The organism is Pseudogracilibacillus amylolyticus (SeqCode) (genome assembly GCF_051918545.1).
Taxonomy (GTDB): Bacteria; Bacillota; Bacilli; order Bacillales; family Amphibacillaceae; genus Pseudogracilibacillus.
Map to the genome: position 1 here is coordinate 14,304 of NZ_JBPPZG010000016.1, position 19,283 is coordinate 33,586.

Sequence of the window (19,283 nt, forward strand, 5' to 3'; positions counted from 1 at the left end):
ATTCTGCCTACGCTATTTTGAATTAACAAATTATAGAATTTCCTTTTGTCCAACAAATCTATCCCAGCGGAGGAAATACATGGAGACTCCTGCGGGAGGATAGGCCTAGGTGAGACACAAGTGCGTAGCACGAAGGGGCTCATCAGCCGCCCGCGGAAAGCGGAATGTATTTCCGTAGCGGCATTTTACTTTACAACTAGCAGCGGAAATCAACGGTTTACCAACTGGGTTTACAAATTTTCTTTACTGCACAGTTTCCTTCAACTATAATGCAAAACATAAAATAAGGCTTACAAAAATAGTCTTAAATAATTAATTTTTTACTAATAATGACAATGCATATCTTATAATATCATCTGTCTCTGTAAGGCCAGCTTTTTGTAGTTCAGGAATTATTTGGGTAACTTCTCTATCAGTATAACCTAATGCTTTTAATGCTTCTTTTGCTTCTGACAGGTCAACTGTTTCTGTACCTACCTGCTTAGTCGAGGTAACATCAAGAGAAATCGTACTTGTTAACTTTCCTTTTAAATCCAAAATAATTTGTCTGGCTGTTTTTTTACCGACACCCGGAAATTGTGTTAAATACTTTTCATCTTCAGTTTCAACAGCAGCAACAAAATCGGGAACGTGCACACTACCTAGTATTGCAATAGCACTTTTAGGACCAATTCCAGAAACTGATATTAATTTTGTAAATAGTTCTTTTTCTTCTTTATCTTTAAAACCATACAAACATTGCACATCTTCTCTCACATGAAAATACGTGTGAATGAATAGTTCTTTTTGCAAAAAAGATTGAAAGACAAAAGGATTTGGACAAAAAACTTCATAACCAATTCCCTCTACATCGATAATTATCGACTCTTCTTGAATAAAAGTAACTTGCCCTTTAATATATGCTATCATTGTATTCCCCTTTAGTATCTACTCTTCCATCTTTAAATTATGATGGACATCTTGTACATCTTCACTTTCTTCTAGCATATCCACTAACTGCATTACTTTTTCTTGTTGCTCTTCTTCAAGTTCACTATAATTTTGCGGAATGAGCGTTATCTCCGCCTCTTCAATATCATATCCTTTATTTTCTATATGATTACGCACTTCTTCAAAATTTTCAGGTGCTGTATAGATCTCATAAACTTGCTCATTTACTTCGATATCTTCAGCCCCACCATCAATTGCTTCAAGCGTAAGTTCGTCCTCGTCAATTGTACCTTCTTTATCTACAATCACAATATAACCTTTTCTGTCGAACATGAAAGAAACACAGCCTGTTTCCCCAAGGTTCCCACCATGTTTTGTAAAAGCATGGCGTACTTCTGATGCTGTGCGATTGCGATTGTCTGTTAATACGTGAACGATGACAGCAACACCACCTGGACCATATCCTTCATATGTCATTTCCTCGAAACTTGCTCCGTCAAGAGTACCGGTAGCCTTTTTAATAGCTCGTTCAATATTATCATTCGGCATATTATCCGCTTTTGCTTTTTCAATCGCAGTCCGAAGTGTCGGATTCATATCTGGATCTCCGCCACCTTGTTTTGCTGCTGTATAAATAAATTTTGCATGACGCATGAAGATTTTTCCTCTTTTTGCATCTTGAGCACCTTTTCGACGTTGTATATTATGCCATTTAGAATGACCTGCCATCATTCATTCCCCACTTTCTTTTCTAATCCAAATTCTTATATAGTATAGCAAACTAGTTGATATTCATAAAGAAGTGAGCATGTTCTATTTTTATTTTAACCGTAATTGTGTCGGAATATTTCTTTTATGTTCCGTTTTAACGTGTAGTTGCTCAATAATTTGTTTATCTTTTTCGGGGATTGCCATTCCTTTAATATAAGCATCAATTTTATCATATGTTATTCCCATTTCTTCTTCATCAGTTTGTCCAACCCAAAGATCTGCACTAGGCTTTTTATTTATGACTTCATCTGGTACTCCCAAATATTCCGCCATTTCACGTACTTCTTTTTTAGTAAGATCAACAATCGGCAGTAAATCGACTCCGCCGTCACCATATTTAGTAAAATATCCTGTATACCACTCAGCAGCATTATCCGTTCCTACTACTAAATAATTATGATTTGTTGCAATGGTATATAATGTACTCATTCGCAGTCTTGCTCTTAAGTTTGCATCAGAAATTTGATCCTTTTCTTCATGCCAAGCATTTTGTTTTTTGATATGATATTGGATTTCGTTATATAACACGTCATGTGTTTTTGTTAAATCGATTGTCATATTATCGATTTTACACTTGTCCACAACCTTTTGTGCATCTTCTATGTCTGTCGGATTACTTTTTAATGGCATGATTATGCCAAGTGAATTTTCTGGACATGCATGTTTAATTAAATTTGCAACTACTGCTGAATCTAATCCACCACTAACACCAACGAGGAGGCCTTTCACATTTGCTTTTTCCACTTGCTCTTTTAGCCAATCCGTAATGGCTACAACTTTCGTTTCCATCGTTACCATCCTTTGTTATTTTAGTATATTTTATCATAAAGTTTTCAAGCAAATAAAAATAAGTTGAAAAAGGCGATTCCATTAATAAATCGCCTTATACTTTACATTATACACTTTTTCTATTGTTCTGAAATAAATCTTATCGGCATTAGGATCTTCTTTTAACACATATTACGGGTGTCATAAGCATAAGTACCTCTTACAGGTTGTTGAAACATTGGTGAGCTTGCTCTATACATTGATTGTCTACAACAACAACAGCAACAGCAACAATGATGCATCATTGGTCTCATTGCTGAATGCATTGGTTGAGGACTACTCATCGGTCGATACTGAATCTGCGGTTGAACTTCCATTCGTTCTTGTTTTGTTTCCACTGGTTTATACTGTGGCCGGACCATTTTTTTGTCTTCACTTTTCACTTCTTTTTTCTCCGTATATTTTGGCATAGGAGGAGGATTCATATTCGGTTTAACAGGATAAAGAGGTTGATAATCCCGTGGTACTTCGGCTCGAATCGTTTTTGGCTCGGTTACATCATCACTAATTGATTCACCCATAGGTCTTTCAGCTGTTCGAGCCTTAGGCGTTTTTACATCTTCCTTTTCAACTCGCTCTTCTTTTGCACGTTCCACCCTCTCTTCCTTTACAGCTCTTTTTTTCGCTTTATCCATTCCAGTTCCCGTTCCACCAACGTTTGATTCTCTTTGTCTTATCTGTTTTGATTCTGTTGGAATTTTTATTTTCATACCTGGCATGATCATATCTGGACTCGATAATTGCGGATTCATACTAATAATATCATCAAGACTCACTCCGTACTTCTCAGCAATATCAAATAAAATATCACCTTTTTGAACAATGTGGATTCTCAATTTTTAAACTCCTTTCAGACTTTCTTTAGCTGGGCATATATCTCTTTAACAACATATGCAAAGGAGTTGTCCATGTTGAACAATACGAAAAAAACGCCTTCTTCTATTTTGAAGACGTTTTTTAATATATTTATTTAGAACCAAATTGATAGACTGGATATGTTCCAAGTACGTTCACGTTACAACCCAAAGCTTCCAACTCACCTTGAACTCCCGGAAATAATGCATCGTCATAAGGTTCATCCACATCAATGATAAAAAAGTAATTCCCCAAACCTGTTTTCATTGGTCGGGACTCTATTTTGGACAAGTTCATTTTACGCCAAGCAAATGCAGACAATACTTGATGTAGTACTCCAGCACGATCTTCAGGAAGTGTGATAAGTAAGCTAGTTCTTTCCAATGCTTTTGGACGATTAATTTTTACATGCTTTTTATCTTTTGCAAGCACGATAAAACGAGTATGATTATTTGGATAATCATGAATATTTTCTTCAAAAATAGTTAAATTATATTCTTTTGCTGCGAGCGTATTTCCTATCGCTGCAATCGGATTTCCATTCGCACTTACCATTTCAGCTGCACTACCCGTTGAATTTGTATAATATATCGTTGCATTTGGTAAATTCTTATGTAAATATTGTTGGCATTGTGCAATGGCATGCCGATGTGAATGAACTTCTTTAATATCAGATAAAGTACCATTAAAATGTGAATGAACTAACAAGTTTTGTTGTATTGGTACAACGATTTCTGCAATAATTGGTAATCTTACCTGATGTACAAGATAGTCTATAGATAAATGTACTGTACCTTCAATTGCATTTTCAATTGGTACGACACCAATTTTCACTTTTCCGTCATTTACTGCATCAATACATTCAGGTATAGTTTTAAATGCTATTTTTTCATCTCCATTAAAAGCCGCATCAACCGCTAATTTTGTGAAAGTACCTCTTGGTCCAAGGTAACCTATTTTGTCTGACAATCAACTTCCTCCTTATTCCCCACAACAGCTTTGCTCGTGTATTATTTCACATATAAAAAGTCAACATATTATATTACTTTAACAAACTAAAGGATCCGTGGCTAATCATTTGCCTTATTCAATAAATTCAAATTCAAAATCTAATAACCTTACCGTATCCCCATCTTTTGCCCCACGTTTCCGAAGCGCTTCATCAACTCCCATTTGTCTTAACTGTCTTGCAAATCGTTGTGTACCTTCATCAGAACTAAAATTAGTCATCTTAAATATTCGTTCAATTTTACTTCCTGATAAAACATATGCTCCATCATCATCACGAGAAATAGTGAATGATTCCTCTTGTACTTCAGGTTTAATAATGATTTGTTCGTCAATCGGATCCATAGACTTAGGAATTTGATCCAACATATCGGCAATACCATACAATAATTGCTTTAAACCGTCTTTTGTTAGTGCAGAAATTGGATACACTAAAATTTCTTGATCCATTTTATTTTTAAACTCTTCTAGATTTTCTTCAGAGCCTGGCATGTCCATTTTATTCGCAACAACAATTTGTTTTTTTTCATTTAGTTTTTTATCATATTGGGATAATTCTTTATTAATTTTTACGTAATCAGCAAAAGGGTCTCTCCCTTCAGTACTTGCCATATCGATGACATGTACAATTAACCTAGTTCTTTCAATATGACGTAAAAACTGGTGTCCTAAGCCAACTCCTTCATGTGCACCTTCAATTAAACCAGGCAAATCAGCCATCACAAAACTGCGTCCATCCTCCGTATCAACGACCCCTAAGTTTGGCGAAAGTGTTGTAAAATGATAATCGGCAATTTTAGGTCTAGCAGCACTAACTACGGATAGTAATGTAGATTTTCCGACACTTGGGAATCCTACTAGTCCTACATCAGCTATTACTTTAAGCTCTACTCGAATATTCTTCTCTTCACCTGGTTCGCCATTTTCCGCCATATTTGGCGCAGGATTTCTAGAAGTTGCAAACCGTAAATTCCCTCTTCCTCCGACACCACCTTTAGCAATAATCGCTTGCTGGCCATGTATAGTTAAATCTGCAAGCATTCTACCCGTATCTTCATCATAAACGGTCGTGCCAGGTGGTACAGGCACAATTAATGGTTCCGCATTTTTACCGTGTTTACTTTTGCTCATACCGTTTTCACCACGGTCTGCTTTAAAATGTCTATTGTATCTAAAATCTATTAACGTATTTAACCCCTCATCGACCTGAAAAATAACATCCCCGCCGTTCCCGCCATCTCCACCAGCAGGACCCCCTTTGGGAACGTATTTTTCACGTCTAAATGCGGCAATTCCATTTCCTCCATCGCCCGCTTTAACATAAACATTAACCTGATCGATAAACAATTATGTCACCTCTTTTTCTATAATATTTATTCTTCATCAAATAAACAATTGTGTGCCTTTTTTTCTGCAATATTTAGTCTTTATCAAATAAACAATTCCGATACATTGTTAACTTGTGTCATTATTTGTTCCAAAGATATTTTGAATCTCCACATTGTTTATTCTACCAAAAGGACTTATATTTTTGTCAAAAACCCATAAACTCGGGGAGTATACCTGCTTAATTTGTGACCGTTCGGTTGGAATTCGCAATCTATCGGGCACATAAAGTTCCTCTTTGTGACCGTTCGGCAGGAATTCGCGATCTAATGGGCACATAAACTATTACTTAAAGTAAAAAACCCCAACCATAAAATGATTGGAGTTTACGATTTACGCCTCAATAGCTTCTGGATAAACACTTACTTTTTTACGATCACGTCCGTAAGCTTCAAATTTAACAACACCGTCAACTTTGGCATAAAGAGTGTCATCTTTTCCTCGACCTACGTTATCACCAGGATAAATTTTTGTTCCGCGTTGGCGATAAAGAATTGAGCCACCAGTTACAAATTGACCGTCCGCACGTTTAGCACCTAGACGTTTCGCATGAGAATCACGACCGTTTCGTGTACTACCAGCACCTTTTTTCTGTGCAAAAAACTGTAAATCTAATCTTAGCATGTTGAAGGCACCTCCTTCTAGTCTTTAATCTGGATAAATTTTCTATAGTCACGTTCGATTGTTTGTAATGAAACAAGCATCGCTTCAAAAATAAGTTGGGTTTCTTTGGCTTGTTCATCAGTTAATGATGACGGAATTTCAATATTAAGATATCCGCCGTCCCCGGCTTGCTCAATAATTAAATCCACCTTACATAGTTCGATTACTGCATTCACTGCGCCAAATGAAACTGCTGAAACACCAGCACATACCAAGTCGTAGCCATACGGTCCACTATTAGCATGACCACTTATTCGAAAGGCATGTATCACTTTATCCTTACGAAAAACTTCCACTTTAATCATTACAATAATCCTTAAAAGTTAATTTTTTCAACGATAAGTTTTGTAAAAGGCTGACGATGACCTTGTTTACGGCTATAGTTTTTCTTTGGCTTATATTTGAAAACAGTGATTTTCTTTTGACGTCCTTGTTTTTCAACTTTAGCTTGTACAGATGCGCCTTCTACAAAAGGAGCACCAACTTTAACATCCTCGCCGCCAATGAATAAAACTTTGTCAAAAGTTACTGTTTCTTCAGCCTCAGCATCTACTTTTTCAATGTAAATTTCTTGGCCTTCTGTTACTTTTATTTGCTTACCACCAGTTTCGATAATAGCGTACATTCCACTTGCACCTCCAAATACTATAGACTCGCCATACAGGTACTCAAATATGAGTTTATCAACCTGATCTGTGCGGTTGTAGCGTGGTGCTACAATTGATTAACATTGAAATAATAGCATATAAAGACATTCCTTGTCAACTTTTTATTTTTTTCATGAAATACTACTGATTACGAAGAATGTTCCCAACTGTTTCCGTCAGTTTTTTTTCTTTAAAATATAAATACAAGCTGTAATTCTCGTTAATAGATTTTTTACTCCCTTTTAACTGAATTTTATGGGTTTTATTACGTTTGAATAAAGAAAAGGCATCTATCAACCGAAATTGTTCTGGTACATGAATTACTTCCATTTCCATTTCATTAGACGGGTGATTTAAACGGTTGAATAGAAAGCGAATAAATATATAATATTTATTTACCCATTCTTTCCTATTTTCGAAAAGTAAAAATGCGATTAATAAAAATGCGCTTAGAGTAAATGGTAAAATAACTATTTGTAAAAAAATAATTAAACAGCAAACGACTATGGAAAAAACAACTGTAAAATGGTGTGCTTTTCGAAAAGGAAGGTAATTAGATAATATGTAAAACATAAGTTTTCCACCGTCTAACGGATAGATTGGTAATAAATTAAACAAAAAAATAATGATATTAAAATAGTGCGCCAAACTAATAATTGAAGGCGGTAAAATGTTTAAGATATCCAAACATATAATAAGCAAAAAAATAATAATATGTTGGAGTGGCCCGGCAACAGTCACTATAATATCTTCCTTAATTTTCCTATTATTGGATTCATCCGTTTTCATTACCCCACCAAACACCCATAAAACAATGGAATAGATTCGCCATTTATAATAAGACGCGGCAGCATAATGACCCAATTCGTGAATGAATACGATTGATAGCATAATAAATAATTGTACGAATGTACCTGTTATCAGTGAAACGATAATGAAAATAATTAATATCGGATGTATGTGGATAAGTCTGAAGAATTTAAGGAATGTCATCAACTTTAATCACCTGAGACGGGTCAATGAATTCTTTATCCTTCTCGATTGAAAAATATACCATTTCATTATCTTTAGTTGGCTGAAATGTTCCGATTGTTTGGTTCGCATTTACCGTTTGATATATATGTACATCAATAGAACTAAGATAACCGTAAGTTGTCTTACTACCATCAGCATGTTGAACAATTACAGTTTTCTGTGTGTTTCGATCATTACCTGCAAAAATGACAACACCCCTACTTATTGTAGATACTGCTGTTTTTTCTTCTGGAGAAATCATTATTCCCGTTCCATTTGCGGAAAATGTTTCTACAACATGCCCAAGTACCGGCAGTGCCATCGCCTCCTCTTCTTGGGCAACTTCAACTGTCCCTTGTGGTGTAAAGGATAAAGGGGAACCAAATTTAGATACATACCATTCATTCACCTTAGCAAATGGAAATTCTTCATGGAGCACTTCATATGTCCAATCTTTCGCCGGCTTTAATACGGGCAGATTTGTTTGCATTAAAAATGCGACAAAGAAGAATAACGCTACAGATCCTAGAGCTTTTAACAAATGAAAAGAAAATATTTTCCGCTCAGTCTTTTCAATACTTGAGCTAATATCATAAGCTGGTACATCAAAAAAGCCATGTTTTTCTTCATCTGTTGCAGAAAAAGGTAATGTTTTTCGATTATTTAACTTAGTTCTATCTCGTTCTCTTTTTCGTTGTTTAATTGATTGCCGAACTTTTTGAACTCCTCTATCCATATTTTTCAATCCTTTACAAAGTCATTTACTTCAAAGATATGAATTAAAAGGACAAGTTATGCTTAGAAAACAGTGATAGATAGAATCAAATAATATACATGTTATAAGTTAACGGATGCTGCCACCATAGAACATTAGAAAACTATAGCTTATCGTTAAAGAAAACATACCCTTATCACTAGGGGTATGCCTACGGTTAGGCAGAGAGCCTGTTCTTAGTCGGCCTTCCTTAGAGCAGTAACTGGCGGTGACTAGGTGATGGTGCACTTATGCTAAGTAAGTGCAAGCCTTGGCGAGAGTATGAGTTGCACTTACGAGTGATTGACGTGCTAGTGACTTACGCCTGATACAAATCTTTACGGTGGGACGAGCGAAAGAGCAAATGCCCTTCGATGGGACGAGTAAGCGCAGTCCCAGTTCCAGGACGCCCGAGCTTTTAGCCAGTGAGCGAGTCAAGAAAGTTTTATGCTTTCCCATCTGCAAATAAAAAACCGTTGAATTGGTTTCCTTAAAAGGTTGTACCATTTCCAACGATTCCCTTAATTTCACAGTATATTAAATTATGAACGGATTCCAAAAAACTTTTTCATACGTTGAAACATTCCTGTACTATCGTCTAGGGATTGTAACGGAACAGTTTCACCTAATATTCTTCTTGCAATATTTCTATAAGCAATAGACGCCTTATTATTCGGATGAAGCGCTACTGGTTCCCCGTTGTTTGAGGCCTTAATTACATCATCACTATCTATTACTATACCTAATAAATCAATGGAAAGAATTTGAACAATATCATCAATATGTAGCATATCGCCATCTTTCATCATATGATTACGAATTCGATTTACAATAAGACGAGGTCGCTCCATTTCTACTTGTTCAATTAAACCAATAATTCGGTCAGCATCCCTCACGCTCGATTTTTCAGGTGTTGTGACGACAATTGCCTCGTCTGCACCAGCTATTGCGTTCTGAAAACCTTGTTCAATACCAGCCGGACAATCAATTAATATATAATCATAGTCATGTTTCAATTCGGAAATGATTTCTATCATTCCTTCGCGCGTGACCGCTGATTTGTCACTTGTTTGTGCCGCCGGAAGTAAAGATAAACTAGGGAATCTCTTATCTGAAATGAGTGCTTGAGAAAGTTTACAACGACCTTCAACAACATCAACAATATCATAGATGATTCTATTTTCAAGACCCATAATGACATCTAAATTACGTAAACCTATATCTGTATCTATCAGACACACTTTTTTATCCATTAAAGCGAGTGCTGTTCCAAGATTTGCAGTTGTAGTCGTTTTTCCTACACCACCTTTTCCAGATGTAACAACGATTGCCTCACCCATTATGAATTCTCCTCTCTAATCCACGTAATTCTTTACGTACATATGGTAAAACTTGAAGTCTATCAATTACAATTTTTTCATTCTCTTTATCCAAATAGCCACATTCCATGTATACTCCTTCTGATTCATAATCAGGAGCACGACTTATGTACTTAGAAATTCGAAGTTGTGTTGGATTCATGAACGATGCGGCGATCACAGTGTTTTCATCCCCATTAATTCCAGCATGCGCAACTCCGTGCAAATTCCCCATTATAAAAATATTACCTGTCGCTCTTACTAGTCCACCAGGGTTCACGTCACCAATTAATAAGAGATCTCCCTCAACTTCTAAGACTTGTCCAGAACGAATAATTCTACTTATTGTTTTAATTTCACTTTGCGCAAGCCAAGCCTCAGCCTGTTCTTTATCAATGACTTCTGACTCATAGCGTTCTACATAAAAGCGATTGTTTTTTTCAACTAACTCTTCCAATTGATTTTTTTGCTCATTGGAAAGATAACGATGACCTAGTTTAATAATAACAGATAAACTTTGTTCTTCGTATTTGTCCTGTTCAGATGTTGTGACTAATTTTTCTTCTAGTTCTTCTACAATATCTTGAAAGGAACAATCATCTTCAATATAAAAAATCAAACCTTCTTTCGTTCCTTTTATTGTAATTAATTGTAGCTCTTTTTGCTTCAATTTAGCTCACCTCATTAAGAGATTAACGACATTCACAACTTAAATATTAGAAAATTTGGCTTATCGCCAAGCCTTAGCAAAAGCCTTAGTTGCACTTACGACGCACAGGACGCCCGAGCTTTTAGCCAGTGAGCAGTAGGAAAGTTTTATACTTTCTTATCTGCTAAGAAAGAAGCAATCCTTTCTTTTTAATAAACTTGAAAAATGAAGATAGCGAACTAGGGATTTCTACTTTCCTAGTTGCTCATTACTCCATCTTTCTAAATGTTTCACAGACAATAAATAAGCTGGAATTAAAAATAATATATTCGCCAACACAGTTGGTAATAATCGGTGCAATAAGAATGGTATAAATGTAATATCAATTAAATTAACGATTGAATAGATGAAGAACAATAAAAATTCAGCGACGATTAAACAAATTGCAGCGATCACAACAGTCATTGATAACCCTGTTTGTAGAAATCTTTTCAAAAGATGTACAATATATATAGAAAAAGGATATACAAACATATATGCTCCTAAAATACCAGTATATACGACATCCACAAGTAATCCGAAGAAAACGCCATATACAATTGAAAAATAAGTATCGCTCTTATCATAAAATAGATTTATTAAAACAAGAAATATCAATACCCAATGCGGTACGATCAACGTGTCACTTGAAGTTAAACTAGATGGAAGTAAGTCAATAGCAACTCCTTCACTAACTAACAAAATAAATAATATGAGCGGAAATACTAGTCGCTTCATCACTGTTCTTCCTCTTTTTCAGATGACTCATCATCAACGGTCAATGATCTATCTACGACAATCACGTGATTAATTTCATACATATTAGCTGTTGGCGTTACATAAGCTGTTTTCGTTAATCCATATTGATCGGGAGTCACTTCTTTTATCGTACCGATTGGTAAACCTGAAGGGAATAGGCCTCCCATATTTGAAGAAACAACTAACTCATCTTCTTTTAAATTTTCATCCGAATCTTCAATAATTCGAAAAATAAGTGCTTCTTTTTCTTTATCATATCCCTCAATTAACCCAAAAATATTGTCACTATTTTCTCTAGAAACAGTTGCAGAAATACGATTTAATTGATCGAAACCAGTTATCAACTGTACTACCGCTGTGGAAGTGGATATCGATGTTACCTTTCCGATCATTCCGTCCACCGTCATGACGGCCATATTTTTTTTAATTCCATCATTCGAACCACGGTTAATCGTTAATTGTTCTAACCAACGTTCAGGAGAGCGAGATATAACATTTGCGATAATCGGTTCAAAATCTCGAGGTGACTCCTCAATTTCAAGTGCTTGACGTAATTCCTCATTTTCTTTTTCGATTTCTTGTACTTCATAAACTAATGTTTTATATTCAGCTAGTTTCTCTCGTAATATTCTATTTTCATTGTACGTATTTTTAATTTCTTTTAGATTTGAAAAGGAATTTACTACAATCGTAACCGGCTGGTGGATGATGTTTTGCGCCAGTCCTACCGTATCCATTATAAATTTTTCCGGCATTGACAATTGGTCTCTGTTTGATAAAGAATAACCAACAAGAACAACGAGACAAATGATTCCAATTAATAAAACAAATAAAGACTTTCTACGAAAAAAAGACATGTGAACACCTACTTATTCAATTGTTGGGCGTGTGGCAACATTTGGGTGATCGCGAAAATGTTGAATATAATCCAATGACTTTCCTGTTCCAATAGCTACACTTTCCAAAGGAGTTTCTGTAATAAATACTGGAATATCCGTCTCTTCACTGATTACTTTATCAATACCCGCCAGAAGAGCGCCTCCCCCAGTAAGTACAATACCGCGATTCATTACGTCAGCTGACAATTCTGGTGGGGTCTTTTCAAGCGTACTTTTCACTGCATGAACTATTTTTTCAATATTTTCGCTCAAAGCTACCGTAATCTCTTTTCCAGAAATAGAAATCGTTTCTGGTAAACCTGTCAATAAATTTCTACCACGAATTTCCATTGCTTCTTCTTCTTCTGGTTCAATCGCTGAACCGATGTCCATTTTAATTGCTTCTGCTGTTCTTTCACCGATCATTAAGTTATACGTTTGCCGTATATAATTCGTAATCGCTTCATCCATATTATTACCAGCAACCCTAATAGACTTGCTAGTGACTATACCACCAAGCGAAATAACAGCAACCTCTGTTGTTCCGCCGCCTATATCAACGATCATACTTCCTGTTGGTTCCCATACCGGTAAATCTGCTCCTATAGCCGCTGCAAAAGGTTCTGCAATCGGAAAAGCTTCCTTAGCACCTGCTAATTTAGTCGCATCAATCACAGCTCTTTCTTCCACTTTGGTAATTCCGGATGGTACACATACAACTATATTTGGCTTTGCACCGAATCCTGATCGTTTATGTCTTGCTTTTTGGATATAATACCTCATCATTGTTGCAGTTGTATCATAGTCTGCAATGACTCCATCTTTCATAGGACGAACGACAGTAATATTTCCAGGTGTCCTTCCAATCATATTCCTTGCATCATTACCTACTGCTGTTATATCTCCTGTTTCATTATTAATTGCTACAACGGAAGGTTCGCTTACCACGACACCTTTGCCTTTTAAGAAAACTAATGTGTTCGCTGTACCTAAATCAATTCCTAAATCTTGTGAAAGTCGAAACATTGCCAAAAAAATCTTCCTTTCTTTTTTCCATGTACTTCAGTGTATATATCTTTACTTTAAAAACAGTATTTATGTGAAAAATACAGTTTATCTTTAGTAAATTTATAAAGCGCCACCTCCATAGCATAAATGGAAATGCGCGCTTTTCCTTTTATCACTCTTATTTATTATACTTAAAAAAACGACAAAATGATAGGATTTCTACTGATTCTAAAAATTTAATAGCCCTGTAAAATTCATGTAACATTCTGCTTCCGACTTATTTCACAAGCGAATCGAATATCAAGAGTACAAATACCTATAAATAGCCTTTTTCCTTTAAAGAAGTAAAGGAATTATTTCCAATTACTAAGTGATCAAGTAATTCAATACCCATTATTTTCCCAGCCTCTACTAAACGACGTGTTACGTGGATATCTTCCTGAGAAGGGGATGCATCACCAGATGGGTGGTTATGAGCGCAAATAATTGAAGCAGCTGAGCGTTTTACCGCTTCTCGAAAAATTTCTCGTGGATGAACAATCGATGCATTGAGAGAACCGATGAAAATGGTTTGCCGGTGCATAATTTGATTCTTTGTATTTAAAAATAAAACAACTAGATGCTCCTGATTCAAATTTCGCATTTCTTCCATCACATAATCAGCACCATCCTCAGGAGACCTAATAAAATAACTTTCTTCCGGTTTATATTGTTGAATCCTTCTACCTAGCTCTAGAGCAGCTAAGATCACAATTCCTTTAGCATTGCCAATTCCTTTAATTGCTGTTAATTCTTCAATCGTTGCTTCACTTAGAAGTTTTAGACCTTCAAAATGCATGAGAACACGGTTAGATAAGTCCATTACCGATTCCTTTCTCGTTCCGCTTCCTAATAAAATAGCTAGAATTTCTTGATTAGAGAGATGACTCTCACCATATTTAATCAGCCTTTCACGAGGCCTTTCCTCTTTAGGAACGTCTCTCATTTTTAAAGTAATACTACTCAATAATTTTTCCTCCTTATCTTCTTTCCTCAATAATAAGACGTTCCTACAAAAGAAGCTAATCAGTAAAATTGTATTTTAACGCTTAATGATATAGGTAAAACAGCATTTTCCCCTATATTAAAATTGATTTTTCAAGACGTGTAACAGAAGGAAAAAACAATTTTACTAAACATTTATTTTTCTGAAAGACTTTCATATTGTTGAATTGTTTTTAAAAGAAAATCCCTTTCTTTTCGGTCATTTGGTTGTTGATCAAGTTGTTCTTTATAACCTTGTATCTCCTCTATAAAATTCAATGTTTTCGAGGACAGTCCATTCGTGTTATTTAGTAATTGCTCCCATTTCTCAATAGAAAGCCCATTATTATTTTCAAGAGACTCTAACGATGATTTCCAAAGTTCTAAAAATGTTGCTAACCAATCTTTATCGGCTTCGTTTACATTTATTTGTCCACCTTCTATTTCCCATTCTTTCACATATACATCCAGGTTTTCTTTAGCCATTTCATCTGCTGAAAGTTTCGCGGTCTCTTCTGAGGCATATATTCCCGCTAGTAAATAATAATCTGATCCCCGTTCCCAACTAACCGCCGAAAAGTCAAGTGCATGGAAAGATTGTGCCGATTTGTCTGCATTTTCTTTCTCACTAAACACACCACCTTGAACGACATAAGTATTCATTGAATCAAATGTCGCCATACTGGTATTTCCATCATTATTTTCTTCCGTTGTTTCTTGTGCAGAAGAATGTAAAATACTCTTATTTTCTGGATCTTCCTGTTTAACCATTTTTAATGTAATAAAACCTAACATAATTCCGATTATTAATGACGAGCCAATTGCAAAAAATATTTTTTTCATTTGTGGGGTAATTGTTAAACTTCGTGAAACGGTATGCGTTGACCCTTTTATTTTATTAACTTTTTTCACTTTTGGTTGATTGGAAAAACGGTTTGGAAACTTTCTATTTTTATGCATACTCACTCACCTTTTTATAGTTTACTAAAATAGTAGGAAGCCTGGCATTCGCCAAATGTAATGGCGAGTTCCTTCATTGCACCAAAGATAGTTTTAATTTTCCTATCTACTAAAAAAAGTCTATCATAGTTACTATAAAAAGTTCGTATTCTTTTGTCGGATTCAACATTACAAAAACTAACATAATATCAGTTTTTTTTATTCATAATCCAGTTCCGTACCAAAGTAATGAAATGGAGTGATCCAGTTATGAAATAAACGATTTGTTCATTCTCCTCAAGCAAAATTTCTTCCAAATAATTTTCCCAGCTTGAAATAATTTTTGTCGTCTTATCAATATCCAAAGCATTTATTTCCTTAATAGATGCTGCACGTTCATGATTAAAAGTTGTCAGATTAAGTTGTGCAAATGGTCCAGAAATGATTTTTAACATTTCATTTAATTGCTTGTCCTTAAAGCCAGCAAACAATAAATGTTTTTCACTGTTTGGGAATTCTTCCAATACTGTTTGAATAAATTTATTTGCCCCAGCAACGTTATGGGCACTATCTAAAATAATTGTTGGACGATGCCAAACCTGTTCAAATCGTCCTGGTAAAGTGGTGCTAACAAGACGATTAGCGACTTCGTTCCAACCAATTGCAAAACCTTTTTGTTGGAGTAATTCAAGTGCCATTATTACAAGAGTAGCATTGTGAACTTGATGCTCTCCTTTTAAACTTAATTCAAATTCGAATTTCCGATCGAAATACTGCCATGAATTTAGTTTCCCGTTTGTAACAAACGTAAAATCTGTAAATAGTTGATAGACTTTAGCATGTTTCTTTTTCGCTTCACGTCGAATAATATTTTCGGCAATTTTACCCACTGCCCCAATAATGACAGGACAATTTTGTTTAATGATCCCAGCTTTATGTGTAGAAATTTCTTCAAGTGATTCCCCCAAAAATTGCATATGATCTTTTTCAACATTGGTAATAATAGAAATGATAGGGAGCACACAATTTGTAGTATCAAATCTCCCCCCCATTCCTGTCTCCACTAACACAAAATCGGTGCGATCTTTAAAATATAAAAATGCCATGACAGTAATGATCTCAAATTCAGTTGGATGCATCTTGTTATTATCTAACTCGAGAATTATTGGCATCATTTCGTTGAGTAAATTAACGACATCTTGTCTATTTATCTCAAGATTATTTATTAAAACATGACCACAAATCCCTGTAAAACTTGGTGAAGTGAAAATACCCACTTGATATCCACAGGCAATTAATGCATCATTCATCAATTGAATGGTTGATCCTTTCCCATTTGTACCTGCAACATGGATGATACGTAATCCTTTTTCAGGATGATTTAATTTTTCAAGTAAATAATTCACTCGTTCAAGCCCCGGCTTAATGCCTAAATTCTTTCTCTTGTTTAGAAATGACTCTACTTCAATAAATAAATGAAACATATTTTCACACCACTTTTTCTTGTAAAATAACGTTTTTTAACTAAAATTGATTATATCAATACATTAAATATGCAACAATTTTTTGTAACTTGGCATTCGCCGATTGACAAGATTTTACGACGGACAAAGTTTTTGTTACATTTATGTGCACTTATTAACACTTATAGGTGAATTGCCTTAGTTGCCACTTATACGAGTCAAGAAAGTATACTTACTTCCTTGTCTGCCGAGAAAGGATAAACATCATTGAAACTAACATGTTGGATTATTTATAATGGATTTTTGCCTGGAGACAAATTCCGCGATTTTGCACAAATGCTCCAAGAAGCCGCAATTTCACGCGGACACGAAGCAATTTTATATACAAACAATGAATTACCAAGTTTATTGGATAAAAATTTAAAAATTTTAGACCAAGATATATTGCCCGACTATTGTTTATTTACGGATAAAGACATTTACTTAGCAAAGCAATTAGAGTACCTTGGTATCCCTGTGTTCAATTCATCTGAAACAATTGCAGTTTCAGACGATAAAATTCGGACATATCAATTACTTGCTAATGCGAAATTGCCAATTCCACGGACGATTATTGCACCAAAAACGTTCGGGCTTGAGGTGTTTTTTGAGGATGCTTTTTTCAAACGGATTTTAGATACTTTATCTTTCCCACTAATTATAAAAGAAACATTTGGATCGTTTGGAGAACAGGTCTATCTTGTTAATGATAAAGAAGAGATGCGAAAAAAAGTAAACGAAATATCTGATCGCCCTTTTATGTTTCAGGAGTTTGTCAAAACGAGTTATGGAAAAGACATACGCCTTCAAGTTGTTGGAAACGAAGTGATTGCGGCGATGAAACGGACTTCCCATAATGATTTTAAGGCAAATATTACCTCAGGTGGAAAAATGGAAGCCTATGTACCTAATGACACTGAAAAGGAAATTGCTATTAAAGCTGCACAAGCAATTGGTGCAGACTTTGCGGGCATTGATCTTTTATTTGGAGAAAATAACAACCCGATCATTTGCGAAGTAAATTCTAATGCTCATATTAGAAACTTACTTGATTGCACAGGAATAAATGCAGCTCATGCTATAATTTCCTATATTGAAAAGGAAGTGACATCATGAAAGGTTGGCTTATTTATGATAAGCAATCCGCTAATGAAAATATGTCATATATTGAATGGTTTATTGACGAAGCGAAGCAACAATCGATTCAGTTAGAGCTTGTTTACAGGGAGTCGCTAACTACTGGTATTGTAGATGGTAAACATCAATTGTTCATCGATCAAAATACTGTTACTTTACCCGACTTTGCTGTCATTCGGACAATCGAACCTGTTTTACAAGTCTTTTTGGAAGCTTGTCATATTCATACCTTTAATTCCGGTATGGTTTCTACAATCTGCAATCATAAAATGCTTACACATATGGAAGTAAATAAATTACACATTCCGATGGTACCGACATATTTTACGTGCAAAAAAACGTTACCTGAAAATCCGCCAATCACGTATCCACTTGTTATAAAAGAAGCTAGTGGGCGAAGTGGAAAACAAGTTCATTTAATAAAAAATCACGAAGAATGGAAAATGGCTTTTTCTACTTTATCAACAAATGACATCATTATTCAATCTGCAAATGTTGAACTTGGAAAAGATGTGCGTGTCTTTGTTATTGGAAAAGAAATCATTGGCGCCGTATTACGTGTGAACAAAAATGATTTCAGGGCAAATTTTAAACTTGGCGGAGATGCCGAACCTTTTACGCTTTCTGCTGCTGACCGAAAAATGATTCAAAAAATAATTGATCATTTCGATTTTAGCTTAGTCGGTATTGATTTTTTAATTGGTAAAGACGGTGAATTATTGTTTAATGAGATTGAAGATGTAGTAGGTTCGAGAATTTTAAGTGAAGTGAGCAATGTGAATTTACTTGAAAAATATGTGACGTATATTAAAAGTACATTATTAGAGGCAGAGTTATAAGGGATTTTTGCCCCTGTTCCGTAAGCGATAAGGGGCAAAATAATTTCATTTATCATTTAAATGGGAGTCGCGGATCTTCGTCTTGATAGATAGATAGGTCCATCCGCCGTTTTCCATTTTTGAACATTTGTCATCACCGCAATAAAATAAGTAGGTCTCTTTATCAGTACGAACACTTACGTGAACCTCCCCCACTAATTGCTGACGCAATTTGAAGGGGCTTCTAATGACTTAAATACAGCAGACATCAAGCAGTTTACGCACCATTGGTACGTATCGCCTGTTGTAAGCTAATT

Annotated in this window: 21 protein-coding genes and 1 other annotated feature; of the genes, 2 read left to right on the forward strand and 19 right to left on the reverse strand. The window is 35.3% G+C overall.

Annotated elements, in window-relative coordinates; translation table 11 throughout:
* Window positions 1-312: 312 nt before the first annotated feature.
* The 19 genes from ruvA to ACPYKA_RS03495 form a co-directional block, all read right to left on the reverse strand.
* Complete coding sequence (gene ruvA / locus ACPYKA_RS03405) at window positions 313-909, reverse strand: Holliday junction branch migration protein RuvA (RefSeq protein WP_479541003.1); 597 nt, start codon at window positions 907-909, stop codon at window positions 313-315.
* Window positions 910-927: 18 nt separating this feature from the next.
* Window positions 928-1,659 (reverse strand): YebC/PmpR family DNA-binding transcriptional regulator, encoded by a 732-nt coding sequence (locus tag ACPYKA_RS03410; RefSeq protein WP_479541004.1) that lies wholly within the window; start codon window positions 1,657-1,659, stop codon window positions 928-930.
* 90 nt (window positions 1,660-1,749) lie between these two features.
* A complete protein-coding gene (gene nadE, locus ACPYKA_RS03415) occupies window positions 1,750-2,490 on the reverse strand; it encodes an NAD(+) synthase (protein WP_479541005.1) in 741 nt (246 codons plus the stop codon).
* Between the two features lie 161 nt (window positions 2,491-2,651).
* Window positions 2,652-3,365 (reverse strand): SafA/ExsA family spore coat assembly protein, encoded by a 714-nt coding sequence (gene safA / locus ACPYKA_RS03420; RefSeq protein WP_479541006.1) that lies wholly within the window; start codon window positions 3,363-3,365, stop codon window positions 2,652-2,654.
* 130 nt (window positions 3,366-3,495) lie between these two features.
* Window positions 3,496-4,353, reverse strand: coding sequence for a prephenate dehydratase (gene pheA, locus ACPYKA_RS03425; RefSeq protein WP_479541007.1), 858 nt, complete (start codon window positions 4,351-4,353; stop codon window positions 3,496-3,498).
* 114 nt (window positions 4,354-4,467) lie between these two features.
* Entirely contained in the window at window positions 4,468-5,739 is a 1,272-nt protein-coding gene (obgE, locus tag ACPYKA_RS03430) for a GTPase ObgE (protein WP_479541008.1), read from the reverse strand.
* A 372-nt stretch (window positions 5,740-6,111) separates the two neighbouring features.
* Window positions 6,112-6,402 carry a 50S ribosomal protein L27 gene (gene rpmA / locus ACPYKA_RS03435; RefSeq protein ID WP_479541009.1) on the reverse strand — a complete coding sequence of 97 codons (291 nt, stop codon included), beginning with the start codon at window positions 6,400-6,402 and terminating at the stop codon, window positions 6,112-6,114.
* Between the two features lie 17 nt (window positions 6,403-6,419).
* Window positions 6,420-6,746 carry a ribosomal-processing cysteine protease Prp gene (locus ACPYKA_RS03440; protein ID WP_479541010.1) on the reverse strand — a complete coding sequence of 109 codons (327 nt, stop codon included), beginning with the start codon at window positions 6,744-6,746 and terminating at the stop codon, window positions 6,420-6,422.
* Between the two features lie 11 nt (window positions 6,747-6,757).
* A complete protein-coding gene (gene rplU / locus ACPYKA_RS03445) occupies window positions 6,758-7,066 on the reverse strand; it encodes a 50S ribosomal protein L21 (protein WP_479541011.1) in 309 nt (102 codons plus the stop codon).
* A gap of 13 nt (window positions 7,067-7,079) precedes the next feature.
* Window positions 7,080-7,154, reverse strand: a sequence feature (ribosomal protein L21 leader region).
* Window positions 7,155-7,229: 75 nt separating this feature from the next.
* Window positions 7,230-8,081 carry a site-2 protease family protein gene (locus tag ACPYKA_RS03450; RefSeq protein WP_479541012.1) on the reverse strand — a complete coding sequence of 284 codons (852 nt, stop codon included), beginning with the start codon at window positions 8,079-8,081 and terminating at the stop codon, window positions 7,230-7,232.
* The gene (locus ACPYKA_RS03455) at window positions 8,068-8,838 is read right to left on the reverse strand and encodes a peptidoglycan DD-metalloendopeptidase family protein (protein ID WP_479541013.1); all 771 of its coding nucleotides are present in this window, start codon (window positions 8,836-8,838) and stop codon (window positions 8,068-8,070) included. The genes ACPYKA_RS03450 and ACPYKA_RS03455 overlap by 14 nt, the downstream gene beginning before the upstream one ends.
* A 560-nt stretch (window positions 8,839-9,398) precedes the next feature.
* On the reverse strand, window positions 9,399-10,196 hold the full coding sequence (gene minD, locus ACPYKA_RS03460) for a septum site-determining protein MinD (protein ID WP_479541014.1): 798 nt from the start codon (window positions 10,194-10,196) through the stop codon (window positions 9,399-9,401).
* Complete coding sequence (gene minC, locus ACPYKA_RS03465) at window positions 10,189-10,884, reverse strand: septum site-determining protein MinC (protein ID WP_479541015.1); 696 nt, start codon at window positions 10,882-10,884, stop codon at window positions 10,189-10,191. The genes minD and minC overlap by 8 nt, the downstream gene beginning before the upstream one ends.
* A 228-nt stretch (window positions 10,885-11,112) precedes the next feature.
* Complete coding sequence (mreD, locus tag ACPYKA_RS03470) at window positions 11,113-11,640, reverse strand: rod shape-determining protein MreD (RefSeq protein ID WP_479541022.1); 528 nt, start codon at window positions 11,638-11,640, stop codon at window positions 11,113-11,115.
* Complete coding sequence (gene mreC / locus ACPYKA_RS03475; protein WP_479541016.1) at window positions 11,640-12,518, reverse strand: rod shape-determining protein MreC; 879 nt, start codon at window positions 12,516-12,518, stop codon at window positions 11,640-11,642. The genes mreD and mreC overlap by 1 nt, the downstream gene beginning before the upstream one ends.
* A 12-nt stretch (window positions 12,519-12,530) precedes the next feature.
* Entirely contained in the window at window positions 12,531-13,565 is a 1,035-nt protein-coding gene (locus ACPYKA_RS03480; RefSeq protein WP_479541023.1) for a rod shape-determining protein, read from the reverse strand.
* A gap of 298 nt (window positions 13,566-13,863) precedes the next feature.
* Window positions 13,864-14,532, reverse strand: coding sequence for a RadC family protein (radC, locus tag ACPYKA_RS03485; RefSeq protein ID WP_479541024.1), 669 nt, complete (start codon window positions 14,530-14,532; stop codon window positions 13,864-13,866).
* A gap of 194 nt (window positions 14,533-14,726) precedes the next feature.
* Window positions 14,727-15,530: an SPOR domain-containing protein gene (locus ACPYKA_RS03490; protein WP_479541017.1), complete on the reverse strand. Its 804-nt coding sequence runs from the start codon at window positions 15,528-15,530 to the stop codon at window positions 14,727-14,729.
* A 188-nt stretch (window positions 15,531-15,718) separates the two neighbouring features.
* Window positions 15,719-16,993, reverse strand: coding sequence for a bifunctional folylpolyglutamate synthase/dihydrofolate synthase (locus ACPYKA_RS03495; protein ID WP_479541018.1), 1,275 nt, complete (start codon window positions 16,991-16,993; stop codon window positions 15,719-15,721).
* Between the two features lie 246 nt (window positions 16,994-17,239).
* Between ACPYKA_RS03495 and ACPYKA_RS03500 the strand changes: the two genes are divergently transcribed.
* Together ACPYKA_RS03500 and ACPYKA_RS03505 are read left to right on the forward strand one after the other, a co-directional pair.
* The gene (locus ACPYKA_RS03500; protein WP_479541019.1) at window positions 17,240-18,127 is read left to right on the forward strand and encodes an ATP-grasp domain-containing protein; all 888 of its coding nucleotides are present in this window, start codon (window positions 17,240-17,242) and stop codon (window positions 18,125-18,127) included.
* Complete coding sequence (locus ACPYKA_RS03505) at window positions 18,124-18,987, forward strand: ATP-grasp domain-containing protein (protein WP_479541020.1); 864 nt, start codon at window positions 18,124-18,126, stop codon at window positions 18,985-18,987. Before ACPYKA_RS03500 ends, ACPYKA_RS03505 begins: the two co-directional genes overlap by 4 nt.
* Window positions 18,988-19,283: the final 296 nt, after the last annotated feature.

Coding starts and splice junctions, on each gene's coding strand:
- ruvA (WP_479541003.1), bottom strand. CDS start 909: ATGATAGCATATATTAAAGGGCAAGTTACTTTTATTCAAGAAGAGTCG.
- ACPYKA_RS03410 (WP_479541004.1), bottom strand. CDS start 1,659: ATGGCAGGTCATTCTAAATGGCATAATATACAACGTCGAAAAGGTGCT.
- nadE (WP_479541005.1), bottom strand. CDS start 2,490: ATGGAAACGAAAGTTGTAGCCATTACGGATTGGCTAAAAGAGCAAGTG.
- rpmA (WP_479541009.1), bottom strand. CDS start 6,402: ATGCTAAGATTAGATTTACAGTTTTTTGCACAGAAAAAAGGTGCTGGT.
- ACPYKA_RS03440 (WP_479541010.1), bottom strand. CDS start 6,746: ATGATTAAAGTGGAAGTTTTTCGTAAGGATAAAGTGATACATGCCTTT.
- rplU (WP_479541011.1), bottom strand. CDS start 7,066: ATGTACGCTATTATCGAAACTGGTGGTAAGCAAATAAAAGTAACAGAA.
- ACPYKA_RS03450 (WP_479541012.1), bottom strand. CDS start 8,081: ATGACATTCCTTAAATTCTTCAGACTTATCCACATACATCCGATATTA.
- ACPYKA_RS03455 (WP_479541013.1), bottom strand. CDS start 8,838: ATGGATAGAGGAGTTCAAAAAGTTCGGCAATCAATTAAACAACGAAAA.
- minD (WP_479541014.1), bottom strand. CDS start 10,196: ATGGGTGAGGCAATCGTTGTTACATCTGGAAAAGGTGGTGTAGGAAAA.
- mreD (WP_479541022.1), bottom strand. CDS start 11,640: ATGAAGCGACTAGTATTTCCGCTCATATTATTTATTTTGTTAGTTAGT.
- mreC (WP_479541016.1), bottom strand. CDS start 12,518: ATGTCTTTTTTTCGTAGAAAGTCTTTATTTGTTTTATTAATTGGAATC.
- ACPYKA_RS03480 (WP_479541023.1), bottom strand. CDS start 13,565: ATGTTTCGACTTTCACAAGATTTAGGAATTGATTTAGGTACAGCGAAC.
- radC (WP_479541024.1), bottom strand. CDS start 14,532: ATGAGAGACGTTCCTAAAGAGGAAAGGCCTCGTGAAAGGCTGATTAAA.
- ACPYKA_RS03490 (WP_479541017.1), bottom strand. CDS start 15,530: ATGCATAAAAATAGAAAGTTTCCAAACCGTTTTTCCAATCAACCAAAA.
- ACPYKA_RS03495 (WP_479541018.1), bottom strand. CDS start 16,993: ATGTTTCATTTATTTATTGAAGTAGAGTCATTTCTAAACAAGAGAAAG.
- ACPYKA_RS03505 (WP_479541020.1), top strand. CDS start 18,124: ATGAAAGGTTGGCTTATTTATGATAAGCAATCCGCTAATGAAAATATG.